Consider the following 23315-nt stretch of genomic DNA (forward strand, 5'->3'; position numbering starts at 1 on the left):
TTAAGCTGGCATTGTCTTGGCTTTGGCTATGCTGATGTTTGCTTTGAACAGAACCTGCGCCTTCTTCTTGGCTCAGTCCATCGGCTTGCCAGCGCTGCACATGGACCGCAGTCGGTTGAATGCTACGTTCACCGATCAAGCTGGTGATGCTGTCTTGTTTTTCAGTAGCGCTAGAGCGATGAAAGCGGATACTACGACGGCTGAGTGCTTGATATTGGCTGTTGTCATCAATCAGGCGGAGTTTTTGTTTTTCAATTGGCGCTGAGGAATGTGGCACTTTCAGCTGCGCTTCATCGATGAGCCAATTGATGCCTTCACTGCGCCAAAGTCGGGTCAGAAAGTCATAATCGCTTTCATTCGACTGCATGATGAAAGGTCGAACATCATAGTTTTGGCTTAAACCGCTAAGATCAAGCGTTAGGCTGGCAGCAAAAAGCGGACTTTTGCTTTGCCATTCTTTAAAGAGAGTTTCACTGACATCGCGCACCGATTTGTTCATAAACACACGGCTGTTGCGGCGCTTATGCCACAGCGATGTTGCATCTTCTAAAGTGAGTTTATACAGCGTGAGTGAACCGTCACTCTGCCCTTGGGTGGCTTCGGTAATAATACCCGTGGTGCGGAAGAGTTCGCCCTGATCAGTCACTTGATCAACCGCGACCTTTGAGCCAATAAATTGTTTTAATGGAATAAGGGCATTAGTAGATAGGCAAATCAAAGTCGCTTGCACGCCTTGGTTTAAGACATGCTCCCCATCAATACGTTGAATAAAAAGCTCGTCATTCAACGCAGGGTTGGAAAATTGCACATGAATGGCACGTTTTTGGGCGGATAAGCCTAATTTTTCAAGTATAAGAGCAATCGAATTTAACATTTTAAAAGTCTGTTTTTTAAACTTTGTATAATTATGCTGCGAATGATATAGGCTAGCCATCAGACTTGACCAGCCTATTTTATTAATAAAAATGTAACATCTTAATAATTATTATTTTTTACAATCTCTTAAATTAACCTTTCTGAACCAAATAATGAAATTCTTTATGTCCATTTTCATCAAGACGTTCTTCTTGAAGCAAAAGCTCATGACCTAAATGCATACAAAATTTCGGAATATCCCAAGAGGTCGAATTATCTGTTGCAAAAACCTCAACAATATCGCCCGATTTTGATTTACGAATGGCTTGATGCAACATCATCACAGGCTCAGGGCAACGTAAGCCACGGGTGTTTAATTGAATTGATGGGGGCACAGAAGGCTCAGACATTAGAAAACTCAGCATTAAAATCTAACGCTATTTTAGCATAATCCTGAAGACTGAATGTTAGCTTGAAAAATGCAGGTGAAAGTCTCTTAAAATGACTTGATCGCTCATCATCTAGATCAACATTAACAATAGACAACTGTATTTTCTACGGTATGATAAAATCATCATTTATTAGATATTAAGAGTCTTTAGGAAAGATCATGCAAGAGGAATCCGGCCCGTCGTGGGGCATGCGCGGCTTACGTAAATGGCTGGGCACTGCACCAGAAACCCGTGACGAACTGTTGAAATTGGTACAAGATTCACGTCGCTTCTTAGAACCCGATACAGTTGCCATGCTCGAAGGGGTACTCGACTTACCTGCAACTAAAATCCGCGAGGTCATGACCCCCCGTACTGCGATGATCAGCTTACAAGAAGATGATGAGTTATTAGATATTTTGCATGTACTTGTTGAATCTGCACACTCACGTTTCCCTGTCTTTTCTTCAGACCAGCCAGACAATGTCGTCGGTATTTTATTGGCCAAAGATTTGTTGCCATTTTTGACAGAACCGACCACCAAAGTCGATATTCGTGCATTAATGCGCCAACCCTTATTTGTACCTGAGAGCGCGCGTTCTGACCAAGTTTTACGTATGTTGAAAAATACCCAAACCCATATCGCTGTTGTGATTGATGAATATGGCACAACTTCAGGCTTAGTCACTTTAGAGGACATTCTTGAAGAAATTGTGGGTGAAATTGAAGATGAACACGACAAAGTTGATGAAGAAGCTCAATTTATCATTCCAGATGAAGACCCGTTAAGTGCAAATACATGGTTGGTTCAAGCACTTACACCAATTGAACACTTTAACAATCTTTTAGATGCTGATTTTTCAGATGATGAAGTAGAAACTGTGGGCGGCTTACTGCTACAAGAAATGGGCTTGGTCAGTGATTTACAAGGTCAAGTGATTGAACTTGAAAACTGGGAATTTACCATTTTGGAGGCAGATGCACGTACTATTCATCTGATCCGAGCTGTCCGTAAATGAGAACCTACTTTGATAAGCTGCTAAACCACTCAGAACAAAAAAAACAGCTACCTTTCATCTATCCTTTGCTGATTGCATTATTTTCAGGTGCCATCTTCAGCTTGTCGCTGGCACCTTATCATTATTGGTGGTTGGCAATTTTATCTCCAGCCATTCTGTATGCCTGCCTAAGTCAACGTGCACCTAAACAATCGTTTTTCATTGGTCTAGCGTATGGCTTTGGCTTATGGTTTGTTGGGGCTTTTTGGCTGTATACCTCGATCCATGTCTATGGTGATACCAATTCAGCACTGAGTGTTTTGATGATTGCCATTATGGCGATTGTGATGGGGCTGTTTACCGCAATTCAGAGTTGGCTCTACCGCCGCTTCTTTCCAGAAACCCCACTGACCTTTGCGCCACTGTGGGTGTTTTTCGAGTGGAGTAAAACTTGGGTCTTTACCGGTTTTCCATGGCTGTTTGCAGGTTATGCCTTTACTGAACGATTCCTCGATGGCTATGCGCCATTATTCGGGATCTTTGGGGTATCTTTTGCGGTCATTGTATTGGCCTGCGCCTTGGTTGAAATCCTGCGTAAACGCATCTTTTGGATTGTTCCATCTACCCTTGTTTTGCTCGGGGCATGGGGTGCAGCGCAACTGCAATTTGTTCAGCCTAAAAATGAAAAACCGCTGAGTGTTTCCTTAATTCAAGGCAATATTCCACAAGATTTAAAATGGTTAACAGAATACCAAGCTCAAACCTTAATGAAATATGCATCATTAAGTCGGACCGAATGGGGCCGTGATGTCATTGTTTGGCCTGAATCCTCCATTCCAATGTTCCAAACCGATATAGAGCCGTTTTTGGATGCGATGAAAGTCCAAGCCAATAAAACAGGAACGGCTTGGGTGACAGGTATTCCCTATTGGGACTTGGCAGAATCACAGCAAAACCAACACCCTATGTATTACAACACCATCATGGCTACTGGTGATGAATCTTCAGGTCTATACAAGAAGCAACGTCTAGTTCCCTTTGGTGAATACATTCCGCTTTCAGGGATGTTAAGTTGGGTACTGCCTGCCCTACAAAATGACCCGTCGATGAGTGGCTTTTCACGTGGTGCAAACAACCAAAAGCCTTTGAATGTTAAAGGTCATGATTTAGGTGCGGCGATTTGCTATGAAGTGGCTTATCCCAACTTAACCCGTCGTAATGCCAGTCAAAGTGACTACTTAGTGACTATTTCCAATGATGCATGGTTTACTGGAACAGCGAGCCCGCATCAGCACCTACAAATGGTTCAAATGCGTGCCAAAGAAAATGGCCGTTGGTTTATTCGTGCAACCAATACAGGTATTACCGCTTTTATTGATCATAATGGTCACATTGTGAAACAGGCACCGATGGATAAAGATGCAGTACTGCGTGGTGATTTACCTGCCATGCAAGGCGAAACGCTTTACACTCGCTTAAGTGATTGGCCTGTGTTGATTTTCTCATTCTTGCTATTGGTTCTCGGTTGGATTTATCGCCCGCGTAAAGTTGATATTTCTTTTAAATCACGCCGTTAATTCCGCTACAAAAGATCAAAAAACCGAGCTTTGGCTCGGTTTTTTATTGATAAACTTTCAACGTGCCAGCTCATCTTACTTTTTCAAAGCAACTTAGTGCCGAGGGGAATCTCTGCATCAGGCACACAAAGAGCAACATGCCCCTCTGCATTATGAAAACCTGTGACCAAACACTCTGACTGGATCGGCCCAATTTGTTTTTTTGGAAAATTCACGACGGCAACGACCAATTTTCCCACTAGATTTTCCGGCTGATACAGCTGTGTAATTTGTGCACTGGACTTTTTAATGCCCAGTTCCTCTCCAAAATCCACATGGAGAATGTACGCGGGTTTACGTGCTTGCTCAAAGACTTCAGCCTGTACAATTTTCCCCACACGTAATTCAACTTTCAAAAAATCTTGCCAATCAATCTGTTGCATTTTTCCCTCTTTTCTTCTCTTTGTTGTGCTTCATCTGACTATCTATGCATTATAAAAATTTGATTCAGGCTGACGATATGTGAAGCAGACATTCGATGCGTCAAAACGGACAAAGTAACGTCATCTTAGAACAAGTTTCACATTAATGTAGGCTAACTGTTCATTAGCACGAGACATAAAAAAACTGGAGCAAGCCCCAGTTTGGAAGGTTAATTTTGGGGTTATAACTGAGTAACTAAATAGGAAAGCATGGCAGCTAAAGACACCATTGGAATATATCGATAAAGACGAACAACCATTTGTTCGATGGCAGATGCATGTTCTTGTTTTAAATTTGCCACAGTCGCTTTTAATGCAGACCAAAAACTTAAAGCCAGTAATGAACTCATTAAGCTCATGGCAAAGAAGCCCACCATAATTTGGCTACTGCCCTCAGTGCTTTGCCATAAATACACAATGCCTTGACTGATCGGCAGAATACTTAAAATGAAAAGAACAGATTTCAGCATAGACCAATGAAATTGGTTAATTTCATCCGTTAATAATAATGCTTTCATACTATCCTCCATGGCTAAAAAAGTACCATAAAAGATATTATGCGCGGTTTTATTTAAATGAAAAGCCTATATTTATTCATATTTTGCGATTATTGTAATCAATAAAATTGGGAATAATTCTTATTATAAATATCACATATTTTATATTATGCAATTTAAAGTAAATTCAATAACTTAATATTAATTTTATAATTAAGATTTATTATCACTTCACTCAATATTGAAACATCCTATTAAGTGAAGTGATTAATTCCATTAAAACTGAATTTATAATTATTCTCAGTTAGTGTTTATAGTAAATATCGGCATCATTTTCTTCACCGCCAGACTGACCATCCGCACCAAATGAATAAAGATCATAAGGACGGCCTTCAGAACCGGGAATCACATATTGAATGTCATTGTCCCAACTGTCTTTTGGATATTGCCCATTTAAGTATCCATCTGGTAACCAATTTTTTGCAGATTCTGGCTTAGTAATTAAGGCATTTAAACCACCATCTTGCATCGATGGATATTTACCATTATCAATTTTGTATTGCTTTAGTGCACCTGCCACAGTTTTTAAGGTAATCGCCGTAGTATCGACTTTAGCTTTTTCACCACGGCCCATCACGTTCGGTACAATCAGCGCTGCCAAAACACCTAAAATGACAATGACCACCATCACTTCAATTAAAGTAAAACCTTGTTGCTTCATATTTTTTGTCTTCACTTGCATGTTACAAATCTCTGTTCACATCATTGTTCGAATGTCTTAAATCATATTATTCATATTCACGATTGGCAGCATCACAGCAATCACGATCACCAGTACAATGCTCGCCATAAATACCAACATCAGCGGTTCAAGCAACGCCAATAAAGTTGAAATTAAAGTCGTCACTTCTCGGTCTTGCATCGTCGAAGCACGTTCTAGCATCCGGTCTAATTCGCCTGAACTTTCACCACTTTTGATCATTTGTACCATCATTGGTGGGAAATAACCACTTCGCTCAAGCTGTGTTGCTAAATTACCACCTTCTGTTACTTTCTCTGCCGCAAGGTTGACCGAATCTCGAATCACCCAATTATTACTGACCGCTGCTCCAATTTTTAAAGCATCGACTAAAGGCACACCGGACTTGGTTAAAATCGACAAGGTACTGGCAAAACGAGCCGCATTAATACCTTTAGACAGTTTGGAGAATAATGGTAATTTCAAGGTCAATCGGTCAAAGGCATAATGACCCGCCGCTGTTCTTAGAAATCGAACCAAGAGAAAAATCGAGACTACGCTACCGACCAATAAAAATGGCCAGGCCATTCGAATAAAATCACTGGCTTTCATTAAAGCGACCGTTATCCACGGCAAGGCATCTTTGCTTTGATCAAAGGTTTTGACAATATCTGGGACCACATAGGTCATGAGTCCCATCACAATACCGAAAGACATTAACATCAGGATGATCGGATAAATCATCGCACCCTGCACTTTCTTTTGCATGGCGAAGCGGTTTTCGGTGTAATCGGCAAGTTGGTCGAGTATGAGATCGAGATGACCTGAACGCTCACCTGCTGCAATCGTGGCAATATACAGTTCAGGAAAACGTCCTGCTTGTTGTAGTGCGTTGGCTAAAGAATGTCCTTCCAAAACTTTAGAACGCACCGACATCAACAGATTTTGCACATGGGCTTTTTCGTTTTGTTTTCCCACAGCACGGATCGCTTCTTCTAATGGAATCGCAGCGGCAACCAAAACTGAAAGTTGGCGAGTCAATAAAGCCAAGTCATAGGCATTCAGCCCTTTTTGAAACCAGCGCTGCTGCGCGTGTTTGTCTTTTTGCTCAATTGGATCGACAGCAACTGGAATGAGTGACTGATCTCTGAGCTGTTGACGAATTTGACGCGCAGAATCACCCTCAAGTACACCCTTCTGCTGCTTCCCTGAAGCGTCTATGGCAGTAAACTGATATGCAGGCATTGTAATGCTCTAATTTTCCAAAATTTCTATCAGCGCAGTTGCGTCTGACCATCAAAATCATTCATATTCTTAGATATAAAATATGAGCTCACTCTAACACAACTCCTTTACGATCACGACGAAATTTAATCAGGAACTTATCCACGTTTTATGGCAAATTCAGCGAGCATTGCAACACCTATTTACCGCGTTCGAGTCGCCGTACCGGTATATTTATACGACTGCTTCGATTACAGCTTAAGCCAAGAGCAATACCAACAAGCTGAAGTAGGTGCACGCGTTGCTGTATCTTTTGGTCGGCAAAATTTGACCGGCATCATCGTGGAAAAAATTGCACCCGATGCACCACTCGATTCAAGCTTTAAACTCAAGGCCATTACTGAACTACTTGATGATCGCGCCATTTTAGATGAGAAAGTTTTAAATTTATTGACATGGTCTGCACAGTATTACCAATTTCCAATTGGTGAAGTCATGCAAAGTGCCCTTCCAACGCTGTTACGCCAAGGGAAACCCTATAATTTATTGGCACGAACATGGAATCTCCTCGACCACCATGCCGATGACAAAATTAAGCGCTCGGAACGACAGCAAGAAGCCTATAAAATTTTAAAATTACACCCAACTGGAACTGGGGAAAATTTACTTAATTTGGCAGGTGTGGAAACCGCAACACTCAAAGCATTAGAGAAAAAAGGTATCTGCCAATGTGTCTTGGCTGAACAGGACTTTAGCCCGATGCCCATGAGCATGGCACAGATGCCGCTCACAGCAAATCCGGAGCAAAAGAAAGCCATTGATCGTGTGTTAAAAGCGCGGAATCAATATCAGGCATTTTTACTTGATGGTCTCACCGGCAGTGGTAAAACCGAAGTCTATTTACAAATCATGCAAGAGGTTCTAAAGCAAGGCAAACAGGTCTTGGTTTTGGTACCTGAAATTGGACTCACCCCACAGACCATTAGCCGTTTCCAATCACGTTTTCATTGCAATATTGCTCTACTACATTCGGGGTTGAACGATTCAAAACGTATGCAAGCTTGGCAAGCGGCGCAAACAGGTAAGGCGTCAATTATCTTAGGCACGCGTTCTGCAATTTATACCCCACTGCCGAATCTAGGTTTGATTGTGATTGATGAAGAGCATGATCTGTCCTTTAAACAACAAGAAGGCTTTCGCTATCACGCTCGAGATGTCGCACTTTACCGTGGGCATCTGGAACAATGCCCTGTCATTTTAGGTTCTGCCACGCCTAGTATCGAGTGTTATGCACTCGCGAAACAAGGCAAAATGACTGTACTGGAATTGAACCAACGTGCTGGCACCGCAGTCATGCCGAAAATGCACATCCTTGATCTGAAAGTGGCACAGAAACAGCAAGGAATTAGCCAATTATTAATTGGTGAAATCCGTAAGCGCCTAGAAAAAAAAGAACAGGTGTTAGTGTTCTTAAACCGTCGTGGATATGCCCCGGTTTTAATTTGTGAAAGCTGTGCATGGCAGGCCAAATGTCCGCACTGTGATGCCAATTTCACGGTACACCGCACCCCCTATCAACACTTGCATTGTCACCACTGCGGAACCATTCACCGTATGCCAGAGCATTGTCCACAGTGTAATCATCAGGAGCTCAAATCTATTGGGATGGGCACAGCCAAAGTTGAAGAAAGTTTAAATGAGTTGTTTCCTGAACATGACACCATTCGAGTGGATCGTGACTCGACCAGCCGCGTTGGTAGTTGGCAAAAGATTTATGACAAGATTCAAAAAAGTGAGCCTGCTATTTTACTTGGTACACAAATGCTGGCCAAAGGTCATCATTTCCCTTACGTCACCTTGGTGGCGATTTTAGATATCGATTCAGGTCTGCTGAGTGTGGACTTCCGTGCCATCGAACGTACCGCTCAACTCATTGTGCAAGTCACAGGGCGTGCCGGTCGTGGCGAACGTAAAGGCGATGTATTCCTACAAACATTAAGACCCGACCATCCACTTTTGAATATTTTGGTCAATGAGGACTATCGAAAATTTGCCAAAGAAACCATGAAAGAACGGGAAATGGCACAAATGCCACCGTTTCGCTATGCCGCATTGGTGCGCTGTGAGTCCAAAAACCAAGAACTCAATACTGAATTTTTACAGCAACATGCCCAATTGCTGCGTCAGGACTCTGCTGGAATTATTGACATTTGGGGGCCGATTCCTGCCCCGATGGAGCGCAAAGCGGGACGTTATCAATCCCACATGGTTTTACTGTCTACAGATCGTGCGCGCTTACATTATTATCTGCGTTATTGGTGGCAAAACATCTTGCATAACAAGCCATCAAATATGAAATTGAGCCTCGATATAGACCCACAGGAACTCAGTTAAACGCGTACAATTCAGTCTGAAAAATCAGTCATACTGAATTGCAACTTTCGACCAAAAATACCACTCTAGGACGAGTAAATGTCACTACTGTTACAGATCACAATTTTCCTTGGCGCATCCTTATTGCTTGTCCCTTTGCTCAAGCGCTTTGGTATTGCAACGGTATTGGGATATCTGTTCACCGGTATTTTGCTCGGCCCCGATGTCTTTAACATTGCCAGTGATCCCGAAGCGATCCAAGAGCTCGCTGAATTTGGCGTGATCTTACTGATGTTCCTGATCGGACTCGAACTTCGTCCACAGCGGCTATGGAGCATGCGTAGTTCTATTTTCGGCATGGGCAGTTTACAAGTCGGTCTGACCGGTCTGCTTTTAGCGCTAGGCAGTTTTTTTGCCTTACAACAAGGCATTGCAGCCAGTATCGTTATCGGTTTCGCTCTGGCACTCTCCTCTACTGCCTTTGTCTTGCAGATGCTGAGTGAAAAACAGCAATTAAACACCACCTATGGGCAACAATCCTTTTCGATTTTGCTGTTTCAAGATATGGCCGCAATTCCCCTGATTGCAGTCATCCCCCTGCTCGCAGGAACAGAATCATCACATCACGGAATCGCCTATTTCGCTGCAATCATTGCAACTTTTTCAGGCTTATTTTTATTTAGTCGATACTTAATGCGGCCTTTTTTCCGTTTCGTCGCGAAAAGTGGCGCGCATGAACTGATCACTGCTGTTGGCTTATTTATTGTGCTGGGTGTCGTGGTGTTGATGGATGTACTGGGCATCAGTACCACACTCGGAGCATTTCTGACGGGCGTGCTATTGGCAGACTCGGAATTCCGCCATGAACTCGAAGCCAGTATTGCTCCGTTTAAAGGGCTTTTACTTGGGCTGTTCTTTATGACCGTGGGAATGACCACGGAACTGTCGTTGTTTGTTGAAATGCCATGGTTCATTATCGGTGGTGCGTTGGCACTGATGCTCATCAAAATGGCGTCACTTACCGCGATTGCGCGTTATCTTAAAAATACATGGCGCAACAGTATTTTACTGGCAACCTGTTTGGCTCAAGGCGGTGAATTTGCCTTTGTGGTCTTTAGCGTGGCGAAAAGTGAAAATGTCGTACAGCAGGCCATTTTGGAGCCATTAACCCTCATCGTCACTTTGTCGATGGTGTTGACCCCTATGTTGTACTGGTTAATACAATCACAAATTTTGCCACGTTTTAATCCAAAAACCATCCCCGAATATGACGACATTCCGGATGAACATAATCCTGTGATTATTGCGGGCTTTGGACGTTTTGGACAAATCATTGCTCGTGTGGCGCATTTACAGCATTTGTCTTTTACCGCTATTGATAGCAACTTAGACAAAGTCGATTTCGTACGTAATTATGGTGGTCATCTGTATTATGGCGATGCCACACAACCAGATATTTTACGCGCTGCGTGCATTGAACATGCCAAAGTGTTCGTCCTTGCTATTGATGATATTGAAGACTCGATGAATGTGGCGCGTCATATTCGCCTGAATTACCCTCAGTTAAAATTATTGGTCCGTGCGCGTGACCGTCATCAAGTGCATTTGCTGCGTGATTTGGGGATTGAGCATATTTGGCGTGAAACCTATTTATCCTCTTTAGGAATGGCCTATCACATGCTGTGCGACTTAGGCATCAGCGATGAAGATGCCTATAAAAGTATCGAATTGTTCCGTGATTATGATGAAAAACTGCTGACTCAACAGCAGCAAATCTATACCGATGAACAAAAGATTTATGAAACGCATCGTAACGCTTTAGCTGAACTGGAACATTTGTTTGAAAGCGATGCGCAAGCCCGTGAAAAACCTACAGGTGTTGATTTACAACGCAGCTTACAACGTCATCGTATTGATGTCACAAGAGATGATAATGAATGACTTGTGTTTTACAATATCGTCACCATTAAAGCAGGGTTATGGAGAATTTTATGTCAGATTTACGCCAACGCTTTTTTATTGAAGATAGCCCTGTTCGTGGAGAAGTGGTTCATCTTGAAGAAGCTCTACAAACGATTCTTGCACAGCGTGACTATGCACCTGCTGTACAAATTCTCTTGGGTGAAATGCTCAGCGCGACTGCCTTGTTGGCCAGTACCTTAAAAATTAAAGGTCGTATTAGCTTACAAATTCAGGCTGCAGGCACATTTAAATGGGCAATGGCGGAATGTAATCATCTCGGTGAAGTTCGCGCACTTGCAGATTATGAAGAAGACCCGCACTTTCAAGCCGCTGAAGACAGCAGCACGGTACTCAAAGCCTTGGTAAACCCAGTACTTTTCATTAATATCGAGCCTGAATTTGGTGAGCGTTATCAAGGGATTGTACCTTTAGACAAACCGACATTAGCGGGTTGCTTGATGCAATATTATGATCTCTCTGCACAGATCCCAACACGCATCGTCTTAGCAAGCAGCAACAGTCGTTCAGGTGGTTTGCTGATCCAGTTATTGCCTCGTAACAGCGAAGAAGAACAACGCCGTGTCGATGAAGACCTATGGCCACGTTTAACCATGCTGACCGAGACATTAAAAGCAGAAGAGTTAACGTCTTTATCCGCAAATGAAATTTTATATCGTTTATATAACGAAGAAGAAGTTCGTCTACCTGAAACTGAAGCCTTAAAATTTGGCTGCACATGTTCAAAAGAACGCTGTGCGACAGCACTTGAACAAATTGGTGTTGCTGCAGTTCGTGAAACCTTAGAGTTTCAAAACCCAATTGAAATGGACTGCCAATTCTGTAATACAAAATATACCTTTACGGCAGAAGAAGCTTTATCCCTTTTTGGTCAACACCTTAGCTAAATCATTGCATGATTAAAAGCCTAAATCTAAGCATCCTTCGGGGTGCTTTTTTATTGTCCCGATAAAATTTAGACCTACTACTTTCTTGCGCTTAGTCGAATGGGTTCGAACTATAAAGCATCAACATGATCAGCTGTATTTGCGATCAATTTTTTTTCGAGTAGAATCGCGCCAGAAATAAAGTCAAAAAAACCAACAAAGCTTTATTTTTAATTGAAAAATAATGTAAAAAAAACTGGATAAATTATGAAACTCAAAACACTCGCTATTCCTTTAGCCATGTTCTACTTTGGCCCAATGACAGCACATGCAGCAGACCTCGTCGGGACATGGAAAACCATAGATGACAAAACAGGCTATGCTCGTGCTGAAGTCCAAATCACTAAATTAAAAGACGGCAGCTATAGCGGTAAAATCACCAAAGTGCATGCCATCCCCAACCGCCCTGTCACCACGATTTGTGAAAAATGCGAAGGTAAACTCAAAAATGCACCCTTAATTGGTTTACCGATATTCTCTGGCTTTAAACATAATGCAAAAGAGAATGCGTACACCGATGGCAAGGTGATCGACCCACTTTCAGGCAATACCTATCAAGGTAAAGGGCAATTGAATGCGCGCGGCAATGTCCTGACACTTCGAGGTTATGTTGGAACCACGCTTCTCGGCCGGACGGTATCTTGGATCCGCGTCAACTAAAGTCGCCATTTGGCTTTCATTGGCATGATGAACTCAACTCCAGACGAGTTCATCATGCCGATAACAATCGACTTTGAGATGAATTCCGACTATTTTACTAGTGCGTAGACGTTCAGCATAAACCTCATTTAGCGCCAACTCGTTCATGTTTTGGCTCAAAATATAAATACCAATTCTTAAAAAATCACTAGAATATTCATATTATTTCAGGCTACATTAAACCCATAATATTTTTATGCCTTTAAGTTTTAGGCATCCGCTTTTTGTGTAATGTGGGTAATTATATGGCTGTTAAATTCCTCCCTTCTATCCTGTTCGGCATGTTCTCCATCTGCAGTTTATCCTCTGCTTTTGCAGCGATTGACCCCTTAGTGGGGACATGGAAAACCATTGATGATCGAACAGGATATTCCCTTGCCGATGTGGTGATTCGCAAAGATAAGCATGACCTGTATTCGGCCACCATTATCCAAAGCCGAAGCGTACCCGGAACAGCAAATGTTTCGACATGCACGCAATGCACCGGTGCTCAGAAAAATAAACCCATGGTCGGTTTAACCACTTTAAGCGGCTTAAGCGCTGATCCAGAAAAGCCCAATGAATTTGTGGGTGGAGTGATGCTCGATCCCAAATCAGGCAAGCACTACAATGCACGCGCTCGTTTGATGAATAATGGCAAGCATTTGATCATCAATGGTCGTACTGAAGGCTCTGCAATTGGACGCAATGTCACTTGGGTCAAAAACTAAGCACGAGGCCTTTAAATCATTAAAGGCCTTTTTTAACTTAAAAATTAGAGTAAAAACTCCATATTAAAGCAGTGTTTTAAAAAAATCTGCCAAATACATCACAAACCATCACATTGATTTTGTAGGGCTTTATATATAAATTAGGCAACTTACTCTAAAAACACAATTCTGAATTTTCAGGGGATGAAATGAAAAAAATATATCAACAATTATTTGCCGGAATACTACTTAGCACTTTGTCAGGATTATCAATCGCTGCGGAAACCGATCCGCTAGTGGGGAAGTGGAAAACCGTCGATGACCGTACAGGATATTCGCGTGCAGACGTTGAAATTCGCAAAAAAGCCGATGGAAGCTATGAAGGCATCATTGTCACCACACGCAATGTCCCTGGCACTGAAAAAATGGGCGTCTGCTCGAACTGCCCAGGTGAATTGAAAAATAAACCTTTTATCGGCTTGCCATTTATTTGGGACTTTAAACAAGATCCAAAAAATCCACGTGAATTCCAAAACGGTAAAGTTCTGGACCCGATTGGTGGAAAAATCTATAAAGGCAAAGCAAGACTTAGTGCTTCAGGAAAACATTTAACTATACGTGGGTATGTTGGTGTATCTGTGATTGGTCGTAGTGTCACTTGGATAAAATATTAATTTTAAATGTGTTTTTAAAAGCCTCCTCGTGAGGCTTTTTTATTGTCATGTTTTGAAACAATAAGCTGCAGTTTGCCCCTATGATAGTTTGATGAACCCTTCTATATTGATTTAAACATGATCAATATTTATACAGAGAGTATGCCAGACAATCACTATCAAACTTTAGGGATCGACCGAGATGCTTCGGCAGATCAAATTAAAAAAGCCTATCGAAAATTGGCGCGTAAATATCACCCTGACGTCAGTAAAGAGGCTGATGCTGAAACGCGTATGCAAGCGATTAATGTTGCATACGACACTTTAAGTGATGCCGAAAAGAAAAAACAATACGATTTTGAACTCGATCATCCTCAAAGATTTGCTGGGTTTAATGCTGGTAACCAAGGTGGTTTTGACCAATCTCAGTTTTATCGCCAATCGACGAGTGATGGTCAGCATGCGGACTTTAGTGGATTTGAAGACTTGTTTGGTCGTTTTGGGCAAGGCTTTGGTGGCGGTGACTATCAGTATCAACGTGCAAACCGCCAAACCAAGAGCTTCCGTGGTGAAGACCAACACGCCAGTTTAGAAGTGGATTTAGAAGTCGCATTTCATGGTGCAACGCAGAATATCACCTTACAGATTCCAAGCCTCAACGCCCATGGTGAGCCTGAAGTCCAACGTAAAACCCTGCAAGTCAAGATTCCTGCAGGTATGAAATCAGGTCAACAAATTCGACTCTCCGGCCAAGGGCAAGCTGGCTATAACGGTGGAGCCGCCGGCGATTTATACATTGAAATTTTGTATAAACAAACTGAGCAAACCCGTGTAGAAGGCGTTGATATTTTCCAACAACTGAATATCAGTCCATGGGAAGCCGCATTGGGTCAAAAAATTGCATTTACCAGTCCTGATGGCAAAACATTAGAACTACAAATTCCTAAAAATGCACGTACTGGTCAGCAGCTACGATTAAAGGACAAAGGGATACCAAATAAAACACCCGGACACCTTTACCTGATTTTAAATATACAGATACCAGCTGCACAAACCGAACAAGAGCAACAAGCATATGCGGCTTTTGCTCAAGCTTTTCCGTCATTTAATCCACGACAGTCTTAAGGAGAGCACCATGACAACAATTCATTATCGTGAAATTGTCTGTGACGGATGTAAACAGACTGAAATCGTAGACGAAAAAAGTAGTTTTGATCTACAACACTTTGCCTCTGCCTGTGGGCAAAGTCCAGAATGGGTTCTGCAACTACTCGAATACGATATTCTGCCTAGCCGTTCAGAAGACAGGATTCATCAATTTTTTGGCGATGATATATCTCGCGCACGGCGTGCGTATCGGCTTCAACGAGATTTCGATGCCAGTTTTACTGCGGTCGCTATGATGCTTGATTTAATTGACGAAGTTCAACAACTACGTCGCCAAGTCAAACACCAACAGTTTCATTCACATTAAATGTAATCATGAACGCTCTGCCTCGCAGGGCGTTTTTCTTTTCTTGTAGAGTTTGTCTTGTAGAGGAAGTGATCGACAACCATGAAAACACGAGATTGCAATAAAAAAGTCAAAAACATGTTTCCTGAGTACCGTGATTTGGTCTCTCAGTTACGTGATGAAAATCCATATTTTGCACGGATCTTTGAAGAACATGATGAGTTAGATCGTGAAATTATTCAATTGGAATTAAATCCTGTCAATCACCATAACACGGATATTGAGACCATTAAGCGTAAGAAATTAAAGCTAAAAGATGAAATTTATCGCTTGCTGAAAAGTAACGAAAATGATGATATCTCTTGAGATATCGATTCATGTATAGGGGATTTTTCATGATGCATGTCGTTCGCAGTACAACCCACAAGGCTACGCAATTGAATTACTAAGACCATAAGGATCGGTCAAATCGCGTTGTACTGCAGATTTTTAAAAAACAATAAAATCATGACAAAGGATTCATCATGCAAATACATCATGTGCTATTTGGAGCATTACTCAGTTTCAGCGCTCTGTTGCATGCCAATGATATGACCAGTGTTTGGAAAACAATTGATGACCAAACAGGATATTCACGCGGCGATGTCACCGTCGTTAAAAATGCCGACGGGACGTATAGTGGAACACTCACTGCAATATGCCCATTGCCGTACAAACCCTTGGTTGAAGTATGCTTAAAATGTAATGGCAAACTCAAAAATGGGTTTTGATAGGTTCCGAAATTATCAAAGAATTTAAACCAGACCCACAACATCCAAATCAATATAGCAATGGAACCGTGCTGGATCCCCTCTCGGGCAATGTCTATAAAGGCAAAGGCAAGCTGAGTGCAAATGGCAAACGTTTAACCATGCGCGGCTATATTGGCGTGTCTGCACTCGGACGTAGTACCACATGGATTCGTAATGATTAGCAACTAAACCCACCCATCAGAGAAGCTGACACGAATTATTTGAGTTTCGTCAGCTTCTCAATTTCTTTCATGGTTTTAACCGTACCTTTGACTGTGCCCTTCACCGTCTGTTTGATTGGTTCATAATCCATAAACCAAAACAGATTCATGTGTTGATCGCCGTGCTGCTGTGCTAACATATCAATCACACTTTTTTCACCGCGCCCGACCAAATGCCGTCGATAAAAATAATACAGTAGTAAAATCGTGGTCATCAGCATGATGCCGAGCATGATCCAAAAACCGGTTGGCGATTTGAGTCCCGGAATAAACTCAAAGTTCATACCGTATATACCGGTTAATAAGGTTAATGGTGCGAAAATTGCCGTAATAATCGCCAGAATCCGCATATTTTCATTGGTTTGGTTAGCAACGGCTGAAAAATGCAGATCAATGGCGGCCTGCACAGCACTGCGTAATCGTGTGGTGTGTTTTTGAATGCGTTCGATATGACTGGTTAAATCATCTACCCGAACCAGCATGATATCCTGCTTTTCACTGCGCTTTTTGCCTTTCAAATGTGGGTAATTATCTACAACTTCATCACGCAGTTCTTGCAAGGCTTCAATTTGCTCTTCACACAAATTTTCCACTTGCTGAAAAGCCATATTTTCCTGCAGCAGCTGATGCCACTTGGTAAAACGCCGATGCCCTTGCAGCAATTCTCGCTGCCAAAACTCGACACGGCGGGTCAAAGGAACACGTAAATCCAAGTATCCATCTACCATATTATTCAGTAAGCGCAATGCCAAATCTAAGGGTGTAATGGCTAATTTTCGTGGTTTATTTTGTTCATCAATCGGACGAGAAATTAAAGTTTCAATCCGTTGGATATAACTTTCAATGGCTTTGTTGCCTTTTTCGCGCACCGTGATCAGCACTTGGGGCGTGATCAAAAAACTGATCGGGGTGGTCGCCAAACCAAAGACCCGCTCATGCTTTTCAAGAGCTTCTGCACCTGCAACAATTTGGTCATCGGGTGTGACCATTTTTCTAAAAATTAATAAATCATAATCATCGAGTGTGTCAAAGGCACACGGATGCTCTAGATTTAAAATATCCCACAGATGATATTCATTGACCCGTAGATCACACGCCTGAATAATCTCACGCTGCCATTGCTCAGGGCGGTTGACGACATCTTCACGGGTACAATCAATCCAAATAAACTCAGGCTCAAGTTCAGGATGATGCTCACATTGCACTTGGTCTTGCACATAGATATGCGCGGCTGTTGGATGCTGAAAAAAATAATAGGTTTGCATATCTCATTTATTATTGTGTTTACTTTTTGCATGATGCCATAAAAAAAGCCTTGAGCAAGTCAAAGTTCATACTCTGACTGCACTCAAGGCTTTTTAGAATCCATTCACAGAGCCGAAACCCTGTGAATCAACAAACCATTAAGCTTGTTCGATGTCTTTCATGGTTAATTTGATACGACCGCGGTTGTCGACATCAGCAACTTGTACTTTGATCTCTTGACCTTCAGATAATACGTCTGAAACGTTCGCAATGCGTTCGTTAGAAATTTGAGAGATGTGAAGTAAGCCATCAGTACCTGGAAGGATGTTTACAAACGCACCAAATTCAACGATACGAATCACTTTACCAGTGTAGATTGTACCTGGTTCGATTTCAGCAGTAAGCGCTTGGATTTTCGCAACAGCAGCAGAAGCAGCCGCTTTAGTTTCACCAAATACGCGAACTGTACCGTTATCTTCGATATCGATTGCTGCTTTAGTTTCTTCAGTGATCGCACGAATCGTTGCGCCACCTTTACCAATCACATCACGGATCTTATCAGGGTTGATGTTGATCACTTGGAATGTAGGCGCGTGCATAGAGATTTCAGGACGAGCGCGTGAAATTACTTGGTTCATTGCATTTAAGATGTGCATACGACCTGCATACGCTTGGTTCAATGCAACTTCCATGATCTCTTCAGTAATACCTTCGATCTTGATGTCCATTTGAAGTGCAGTAATACCGTTTGCAGAACCTGCTACTTTAAAGTCCATGTCGCCAAGGTGGTCTTCGTCACCCAAGATGTCAGAAAGAACTGCGAAACGCTCGCCTTCTTTGACTAGACCCATTGCGATACCCGCAACTGGCGCTTTAAGTGGAACACCTGCGTCCATAAGTGATAGAGAAGCACCACATACAGAAGCCATTGAAGATGAACCGTTAGATTCAGTGATGTCCGATACGATACGGATCACGTACGGGAAGCGGTCAGCTGCTGGAAGTACAGCTTGTACACCACGACGCGCTAAACGACCGTGACCGATTTCACGACGTTTAGGACCAGATTCACGACCAGTTTCACCTACAGAGTATGCAGGGAAGTTGTAGTGCAACATGAAGTTGTCAGTTTTCGTACCCGCTAATGTATCTACCATTAACGCATCACGTGTATTACCCAAAGTTGTTGTTACCAACGCCTGAGTTTCACCACGTGTGAATAATGCAGAACCGTGAGCACGGTCTAACACGCCAACTTGTACGTCAAGCGCACGAACTGTTTTAGTATCACGGCCATCAATACGTGGTTTACCTGACAAGATGTTGTCACGTACTGTACGGTATTTCAGGTCTTCGAATAATTCAGCTAAGTCGTCAGCGATACCGTCAACGTCTTCTTCTGGAACAAATTGAGCAACAGCTTCAGCTTGAAGCGCATCAAGTGCTGCATAACGATCGTGTTTAACAGCGATTGTGTATGCTTCAGAGATTTTCGCTTCAAACGCTTCTTTTAATTTTGCACGAAGGTCTTCGTTTTTCGCAGGTGCAGTCCAAGTAGACTCTGTTGCACCAGCAGCCGCAGCAAATTCTTTAATCGCTTGGATCGCGATTTGCATTTCGTCATGACCGAACAATACAGCGCCAAGCATTTGGTCTTCAGAAAGTTCTTTCGCTTCTGATTCAACCATCAATACTGCAGATTCTGTACCTGCAACCACAAGGTCAAGGTCAGATTCTTTAAGCTGTTCGTGGTTCGGGTTAAGGATGTATTCACCGTTGATTAAACCAACGCGCGCACCACCGATTGGACCACGGAAAGGCGTACCCGCAATTGCAAGTGCAGCAGATGTACCTAACATTGCAGCAATGTCAGCATCCATCGTTTTGTCAGAAGAAATCACAGTCGCAGTCACTTGGATTTCGTTGTAGTAACCTTCTGGGAACAACGGACGGATTGGACGGTCGATTAAGCGTGAAATAAGAGTTTCAGCTTCAGACGCGCGGCCTTCACGTTTACCGTAACCGCCCGGGATACGACCTGCAGCATATTGTTTTTCTTGGTAGTTAACAGTCAATGGGAAGAAGTCTTGACCTGCTTTAGCTGTTGGTTGAGCAACAACGGCAACAAGAACTTGTACACCACCCATAGTGATGATTACAGTGTTCGCTTGACGCGCAACACGACCTGTTTCTAGGACAACTTGATGCTGACCGTATTGGAATTCTTTACGAATAATATTAAACATCGACATGTTTTATTTTTTCCTGATTTTATTCTAGTGGAGACCCCTAAGGTTTGGCATTCACTCAACGCCCCAAACGCTGCAACATAAATGACAAAGCTTAGAAGCCGACCTCACTAGATATTAAAAACATTAATTAAAAATACTAATTTGAGACACAAAGAAGGAGCGAATCAACGCCCCTTCCCCATTATCCAACCAAGGTTGGATAGACTTTAGTTTTCAGTAATACAGCACTAAGCATGCAATAGTCCGAAAATAAAAGTTTAAATCGAATTAACGACGTAAACCTAAAGCAGCAATCAATGCGCTGTAACGAGTAGCGTCTTTACCTTTAAGGTAGTCAAGAAGCTTACGACGTTGGTTAACCATACGGATAAGACCGCGACGGCTATGGTGGTCGTGTTTGTGCTCTTTGAAGTGACCTTGTAAATCATTGATTTGAGCAGTTAAAAGAGCTACTTGAACTTCTGGTGAACCAGTGTCGTTTTCAGCGCGAGCGAATTTTGCAACGATCTCTGCGCGATCTGCGTTTGTTAAAGCCATTCGATTTCTCCGAGATGCTTATAAAGTTAACTTTTGATACGAATCAACTGATAAATCAGCTGACTGCCGTGCATCACTACAGCAAGTGCATTATATTAAGGGAAAATCGTCCCAATTGCAAAAAGAGATGGCCGACTTCGTCAGGTTTTCATGACGATAATAGCGCCTTTTTTTTCACATCGATTCCATTATAAATTTTTTATATGTTTCGATACTTTATGCGACACAAAACCGCATATTTCTAACATGTTGAATGCGATGTCATTGAATGAATTTTAAACTGATTTTTTGATATATTTTGCCACTCGATGTTTAGCATGCAAAACTCAAAGTGGAATGATTAAAAAAAAGCCCGAGCTAGGCTCGGGCTTTTTTGCGCTGTAGTTTCTTCTTTTTTAGTTATTGTTTTATTATTTATTGTTTTATGTGGCGCTTTTCCGCGTCCTTATGTCAAACATTCCATGTTTTAACTTGCACTTCCTTATGTGGTAGATTTTGCCACAACGGCTATTAGATAAAAGTCGTATTTTTCGTATCTATATGTAAGCTTTTTCGTACATCAGTTAAGCTCTATTTCTTTTCTGTTACAGCGTATAGGCATTTCTTATTTTCCAGACATAAAAAAGCCCTGTAGTCTCTCCCAAAACTACAAGGCTTAGCGGCTGTAAGTTTCCTATTTCCTTACTTCACTGTAAGTTCGCTGTCTTTTGACGTTATTCTTATACTTTTGCGATTTTACTCAACCATCCGTGTTGAGTTCTTTTTCTGTGAAGTCATCTTCTCAAAAAGCTCTAAAAAGCTCTATGCGCAAATCTCCTGAATCGATGTAAGCCATTTCTTACAAAATACGGTACATTTTGCCTAGGCTTTACAAAGGTAGGTGATTGTTAATTTTTTCTAACAGACCACTAACTCGCGCTGTTCTTTTTATAAGCGCTTTTGCCAATGCATCTTTTGCAACAAGTAAACTCACCACTTTTTTGGCACGAGTGATGGCGGTATAAATCAGCTCTTTACTCATCATTTCGGTAGCATGATTTTCCAAAACTACCGCCGTATGGGTAAATTCAGAACCTTGAGACTTATGTATGGTCAAGGCATAGGCGGTTTCTATACTTTTAGGTAACCGTGTTGCCACCACCCATTTATCCAAACTTGGAAAATAAACCTCAAACTGCGACTTTTCCGTCATCGGTCGTTTTAAGCAAATCCCGATATCACCATTTGATAGTCCAAGTTGATAATCGTTATAGGTCATCATGACTGGACGACCGACATACCAATCCCCTTGTTTCAACACACCCAAGGTATTTAAGACCCGAAGTTCAATCTGCTGATTGAGTTCGTGTAAGCCTAATTTTCCATGTCGAATGGCCGATAGAATCCGATAATCATCAAAATAGCGAATCAATTGGGCTGACCAATTTGCATATTCAGCGGGTTGCTCTGGCCATTGTTTTAACCATGCCACATAGGGCTGAAAACCATACATCAGTTGATCATAATATTTTGCCCAATGTGCCGCACTGTTCGTAGCGTCGGGGAGATATTGCAACTGAATCACATCGCTCATATTCGGTGTCAGTTGAATCGGCTGAAGTTCGGATGCAGATACCACCTGATGTTCGAATTTCGCCAGAACTTCAGTGGTTGTTTGCTGTTGTTCTTGTTGTTGAATAAAACGAGCAAACTCACCAATGGCTGCACCCTGTACAAAACGGCGGCTGGTCTGTAAATGGGTACGGTTGGCTTGTAAGGCATCGACATCCTGAAGGTTGGCCAAAACAGCGCCAACATCGACCGAAGCCAACTGTTCTGCATCCCCTAAGAGAATCAGCTTGCTGTGTTGAGGGATTGCCGCGAATAGCATCTGCGCCAAACTTAAGTCCAACATGGAGGCTTCATCGACCACAATGACGTCATAGGGTAAGCGTTGGCGCTCATTAAACCGCGGGATAGCGCGCGTCCCTAAACCCAATAGACGATGCAAAGTTACGGGTTTCAAATGTTTGTGAATAATCGAATAATGCTGCAATGCAGGATCTTTAAACGCTGCTTGTAAGGCTTCTTCCATTCGCTGCGCCGCTTTTCCTGTCGGCGCTGCCATCGCAATTCTTAAATTTGGATTTTGCTCATTCAACACGGCAATAATCCGAGCCAAGGTATAAGTTTTACCTGTCCCAGGCCCACCGGTAATGATATTAAAATTGTGCTGACACACCATGTGCAGTGCTTGGATCTGATGGGGATCGGTCAGTAAATCCTTTTCGATATTAAGCATCTGCGTTTGATTGAGATTTTGCTCTGTTTGCTGTTTTAAACGTGCAACTTGCTTGGCTAAAGCATTTTCTAATGCCCAATAGCGATAAAGATAAAGTCGCTGTGAATCAAAAATAAAAGGCGCAACAGGTGTTTTTTCAGCTTGCTCATGCTGAACCATCTGAGCCAAACATTGAATCTGTACATCTTCGGCCAAAATACAACTATCGCCTTTTTCCACGGCTTGCATCAATTGTTGAATTAACTGATTTGCAGCAGGATGACTGGCCTGATTGGGTAAATAATGTTGGATTAAATAGTCAATCCAATCCGGCAAAACCGCATCTAAATCAGCTTTTTCTTGGGTATTTTGGGGAACTAAAACCTGTTTTTCTACAGTATTTTCTTGTCTCGCGTGCAAAGGCTGTGCTGATAAGGCTTTTTGATCATTTTCC

At 42.3% G+C, this 23315-nt stretch carries 23 protein-coding genes; 13 read left to right on the forward strand and 10 right to left on the reverse strand.

Features of this window, described 5'->3' with window-relative positions; all coding sequences use genetic code 11:
- Positions 1-874, reverse strand: an 874-nt coding sequence (locus FTU38_RS02220; protein ID WP_180110466.1) for a phage late control D family protein, incomplete at its 3' end; no start/stop codon positions are given.
- A gap of 133 nt (positions 875-1007) precedes the next feature.
- Complete coding sequence (gene tusA / locus FTU38_RS02225; RefSeq protein ID WP_180034995.1) at positions 1008-1265, reverse strand: sulfurtransferase TusA; 258 nt, start codon at positions 1263-1265, stop codon at positions 1008-1010.
- Positions 1266-1465: 200 nt separating this feature from the next.
- Here tusA and FTU38_RS02230 point away from each other — a divergent pair, with 200 nt between their 5' ends.
- Positions 1466-2305 carry an HlyC/CorC family transporter gene (locus FTU38_RS02230; protein WP_078189781.1) on the forward strand — a complete coding sequence of 280 codons (840 nt, stop codon included), beginning with the start codon at positions 1466-1468 and terminating at the stop codon, positions 2303-2305.
- Positions 2302-3861, forward strand: a complete 1560-nt coding sequence (lnt, locus tag FTU38_RS02235; protein WP_180110467.1) for an apolipoprotein N-acyltransferase — start codon at positions 2302-2304, stop codon at positions 3859-3861. Before FTU38_RS02230 ends, lnt begins: the two co-directional genes overlap by 4 nt.
- 83 nt (positions 3862-3944) lie before the next feature.
- Here lnt and FTU38_RS02240 read toward each other — a convergent pair whose 3' ends face one another.
- The 4 genes from FTU38_RS02240 to gspF all read right to left on the reverse strand — a co-directional run bounded on the left by FTU38_RS02240 (position 3945) and on the right by gspF (position 6803).
- Positions 3945-4283: a tRNA-binding protein gene (locus tag FTU38_RS02240; protein WP_111885638.1), complete on the reverse strand. Its 339-nt coding sequence runs from the start codon at positions 4281-4283 to the stop codon at positions 3945-3947.
- Between the two features lie 221 nt (positions 4284-4504).
- Positions 4505-4840, reverse strand: coding sequence for a hypothetical protein (locus tag FTU38_RS02245; RefSeq protein ID WP_168377958.1), 336 nt, complete (start codon positions 4838-4840; stop codon positions 4505-4507).
- Positions 4841-5123: 283 nt separating this feature from the next.
- Positions 5124-5561 (reverse strand): type II secretion system major pseudopilin GspG, encoded by a 438-nt coding sequence (gspG, locus tag FTU38_RS02250; protein WP_180022603.1) that lies wholly within the window; start codon positions 5559-5561, stop codon positions 5124-5126.
- Between the two features lie 36 nt (positions 5562-5597).
- Positions 5598-6803, reverse strand: a complete 1206-nt coding sequence (gene gspF / locus FTU38_RS02255; protein WP_078189785.1) for a type II secretion system inner membrane protein GspF — start codon at positions 6801-6803, stop codon at positions 5598-5600.
- 150 nt (positions 6804-6953) lie between these two features.
- On the opposite strand from gspF, the gene FTU38_RS02260 reads away from it, so the two are divergent.
- From FTU38_RS02260 to FTU38_RS16790, 11 genes are all read left to right on the forward strand, one after another.
- Positions 6954-9176: a primosomal protein N' gene (locus FTU38_RS02260; protein ID WP_180110468.1), complete on the forward strand. Its 2223-nt coding sequence runs from the start codon at positions 6954-6956 to the stop codon at positions 9174-9176.
- A 78-nt stretch (positions 9177-9254) separates the two neighbouring features.
- Positions 9255-11096 carry a monovalent cation:proton antiporter-2 (CPA2) family protein gene (locus tag FTU38_RS02265; protein ID WP_168377961.1) on the forward strand — a complete coding sequence of 614 codons (1842 nt, stop codon included), beginning with the start codon at positions 9255-9257 and terminating at the stop codon, positions 11094-11096.
- 50 nt (positions 11097-11146) lie between these two features.
- Positions 11147-12022 carry an Hsp33 family molecular chaperone HslO gene (gene hslO / locus FTU38_RS02270; protein WP_168377962.1) on the forward strand — a complete coding sequence of 292 codons (876 nt, stop codon included), beginning with the start codon at positions 11147-11149 and terminating at the stop codon, positions 12020-12022.
- A 246-nt stretch (positions 12023-12268) separates the two neighbouring features.
- On the forward strand, positions 12269-12721 hold the full coding sequence (locus FTU38_RS02275; protein ID WP_180110469.1) for a DUF2147 domain-containing protein: 453 nt from the start codon (positions 12269-12271) through the stop codon (positions 12719-12721).
- A gap of 284 nt (positions 12722-13005) precedes the next feature.
- Positions 13006-13470: a DUF2147 domain-containing protein gene (locus FTU38_RS02280; protein WP_168377964.1), complete on the forward strand. Its 465-nt coding sequence runs from the start codon at positions 13006-13008 to the stop codon at positions 13468-13470.
- Between the two features lie 188 nt (positions 13471-13658).
- Positions 13659-14123 (forward strand): DUF2147 domain-containing protein, encoded by a 465-nt coding sequence (locus FTU38_RS02285; RefSeq protein ID WP_078192815.1) that lies wholly within the window; start codon positions 13659-13661, stop codon positions 14121-14123.
- Positions 14124-14264: 141 nt separating this feature from the next.
- Entirely contained in the window at positions 14265-15227 is a 963-nt protein-coding gene (locus FTU38_RS02290) for a DnaJ C-terminal domain-containing protein (RefSeq protein ID WP_180110492.1), read from the forward strand.
- Positions 15228-15237: 10 nt separating this feature from the next.
- Positions 15238-15576: a chaperone modulator CbpM gene (locus tag FTU38_RS02295; protein WP_111885626.1), complete on the forward strand. Its 339-nt coding sequence runs from the start codon at positions 15238-15240 to the stop codon at positions 15574-15576.
- 81 nt (positions 15577-15657) lie between these two features.
- A complete protein-coding gene (locus FTU38_RS02300) occupies positions 15658-15921 on the forward strand; it encodes a YdcH family protein (protein ID WP_078192816.1) in 264 nt (87 codons plus the stop codon).
- Positions 15922-16079: 158 nt separating this feature from the next.
- Positions 16080-16325 (forward strand): hypothetical protein, encoded by a 246-nt coding sequence (locus FTU38_RS16785; protein WP_249733288.1) that lies wholly within the window; start codon positions 16080-16082, stop codon positions 16323-16325.
- The gene (locus FTU38_RS16790) at positions 16322-16528 is read left to right on the forward strand and encodes a DUF2147 domain-containing protein (RefSeq protein WP_180066201.1); all 207 of its coding nucleotides are present in this window, start codon (positions 16322-16324) and stop codon (positions 16526-16528) included. Before FTU38_RS16785 ends, FTU38_RS16790 begins: the two co-directional genes overlap by 4 nt.
- Positions 16529-16563: 35 nt before the next feature.
- Here FTU38_RS16790 and FTU38_RS02310 read toward each other — a convergent pair whose 3' ends face one another.
- The 4 genes from FTU38_RS02310 to recD all read right to left on the reverse strand — a co-directional run bounded on the left by FTU38_RS02310 (position 16564) and on the right by recD (position 23197).
- Positions 16564-17832, reverse strand: a complete 1269-nt coding sequence (locus FTU38_RS02310; protein WP_180110470.1) for a magnesium transporter CorA family protein — start codon at positions 17830-17832, stop codon at positions 16564-16566.
- A gap of 138 nt (positions 17833-17970) precedes the next feature.
- Positions 17971-20058, reverse strand: coding sequence for a polyribonucleotide nucleotidyltransferase (pnp, locus tag FTU38_RS02315; RefSeq protein WP_171262611.1), 2088 nt, complete (start codon positions 20056-20058; stop codon positions 17971-17973).
- Between the two features lie 273 nt (positions 20059-20331).
- Complete coding sequence (gene rpsO / locus FTU38_RS02320; RefSeq protein ID WP_005007057.1) at positions 20332-20601, reverse strand: 30S ribosomal protein S15; 270 nt, start codon at positions 20599-20601, stop codon at positions 20332-20334.
- Positions 20602-21469: 868 nt separating this feature from the next.
- A complete protein-coding gene (gene recD, locus FTU38_RS02325; protein WP_257225664.1) occupies positions 21470-23197 on the reverse strand; it encodes an exodeoxyribonuclease V subunit alpha in 1728 nt (575 codons plus the stop codon).
- Positions 23198-23315 lie beyond the last annotated feature (118 nt).

This window comes from Acinetobacter sp. YH12098, from assembly GCF_013419235.1.
Classification (GTDB): domain Bacteria; phylum Pseudomonadota; class Gammaproteobacteria; order Pseudomonadales; family Moraxellaceae; genus Acinetobacter; species Acinetobacter amyesii.

Excerpts from the sequence above, each read along its gene's own strand:
- FTU38_RS02230 (WP_078189781.1), top strand. The coding sequence starts at position 1,466 with ATGCAAGAGGAATCCGGCCCGTCGTGGGGCATGCGCGGCTTACGTAAA.
- hslO (WP_168377962.1), top strand. The coding sequence starts at position 11,147 with ATGTCAGATTTACGCCAACGCTTTTTTATTGAAGATAGCCCTGTTCGT.
- FTU38_RS02300 (WP_078192816.1), top strand. The coding sequence starts at position 15,658 with ATGAAAACACGAGATTGCAATAAAAAAGTCAAAAACATGTTTCCTGAG.
- FTU38_RS02280 (WP_168377964.1), top strand. The coding sequence starts at position 13,006 with ATGGCTGTTAAATTCCTCCCTTCTATCCTGTTCGGCATGTTCTCCATC.
- FTU38_RS02265 (WP_168377961.1), top strand. The coding sequence starts at position 9,255 with ATGTCACTACTGTTACAGATCACAATTTTCCTTGGCGCATCCTTATTG.
- FTU38_RS02285 (WP_078192815.1), top strand. The coding sequence starts at position 13,659 with ATGAAAAAAATATATCAACAATTATTTGCCGGAATACTACTTAGCACT.
- FTU38_RS02260 (WP_180110468.1), top strand. The coding sequence starts at position 6,954 with ATGGCAAATTCAGCGAGCATTGCAACACCTATTTACCGCGTTCGAGTC.
- lnt (WP_180110467.1), top strand. The coding sequence starts at position 2,302 with ATGAGAACCTACTTTGATAAGCTGCTAAACCACTCAGAACAAAAAAAA.
- FTU38_RS02295 (WP_111885626.1), top strand. The coding sequence starts at position 15,238 with ATGACAACAATTCATTATCGTGAAATTGTCTGTGACGGATGTAAACAG.
- pnp (WP_171262611.1), bottom strand. The coding sequence starts at position 20,058 with ATGTTTAATATTATTCGTAAAGAATTCCAATACGGTCAGCATCAAGTT.
- gspF (WP_078189785.1), bottom strand. The coding sequence starts at position 6,803 with ATGCCTGCATATCAGTTTACTGCCATAGACGCTTCAGGGAAGCAGCAG.
- FTU38_RS16785 (WP_249733288.1), top strand. The coding sequence starts at position 16,080 with ATGCAAATACATCATGTGCTATTTGGAGCATTACTCAGTTTCAGCGCT.
- rpsO (WP_005007057.1), bottom strand. The coding sequence starts at position 20,601 with ATGGCTTTAACAAACGCAGATCGCGCAGAGATCGTTGCAAAATTCGCT.
- FTU38_RS02275 (WP_180110469.1), top strand. The coding sequence starts at position 12,269 with ATGAAACTCAAAACACTCGCTATTCCTTTAGCCATGTTCTACTTTGGC.
- FTU38_RS02245 (WP_168377958.1), bottom strand. The coding sequence starts at position 4,840 with ATGAAAGCATTATTATTAACGGATGAAATTAACCAATTTCATTGGTCT.
- FTU38_RS02310 (WP_180110470.1), bottom strand. The coding sequence starts at position 17,832 with ATGCAAACCTATTATTTTTTTCAGCATCCAACAGCCGCGCATATCTAT.
- tusA (WP_180034995.1), bottom strand. The coding sequence starts at position 1,265 with ATGTCTGAGCCTTCTGTGCCCCCATCAATTCAATTAAACACCCGTGGC.
- FTU38_RS02240 (WP_111885638.1), bottom strand. The coding sequence starts at position 4,283 with ATGCAACAGATTGATTGGCAAGATTTTTTGAAAGTTGAATTACGTGTG.
- FTU38_RS02290 (WP_180110492.1), top strand. The coding sequence starts at position 14,265 with ATGCCAGACAATCACTATCAAACTTTAGGGATCGACCGAGATGCTTCG.
- gspG (WP_180022603.1), bottom strand. The coding sequence starts at position 5,561 with ATGCAAGTGAAGACAAAAAATATGAAGCAACAAGGTTTTACTTTAATT.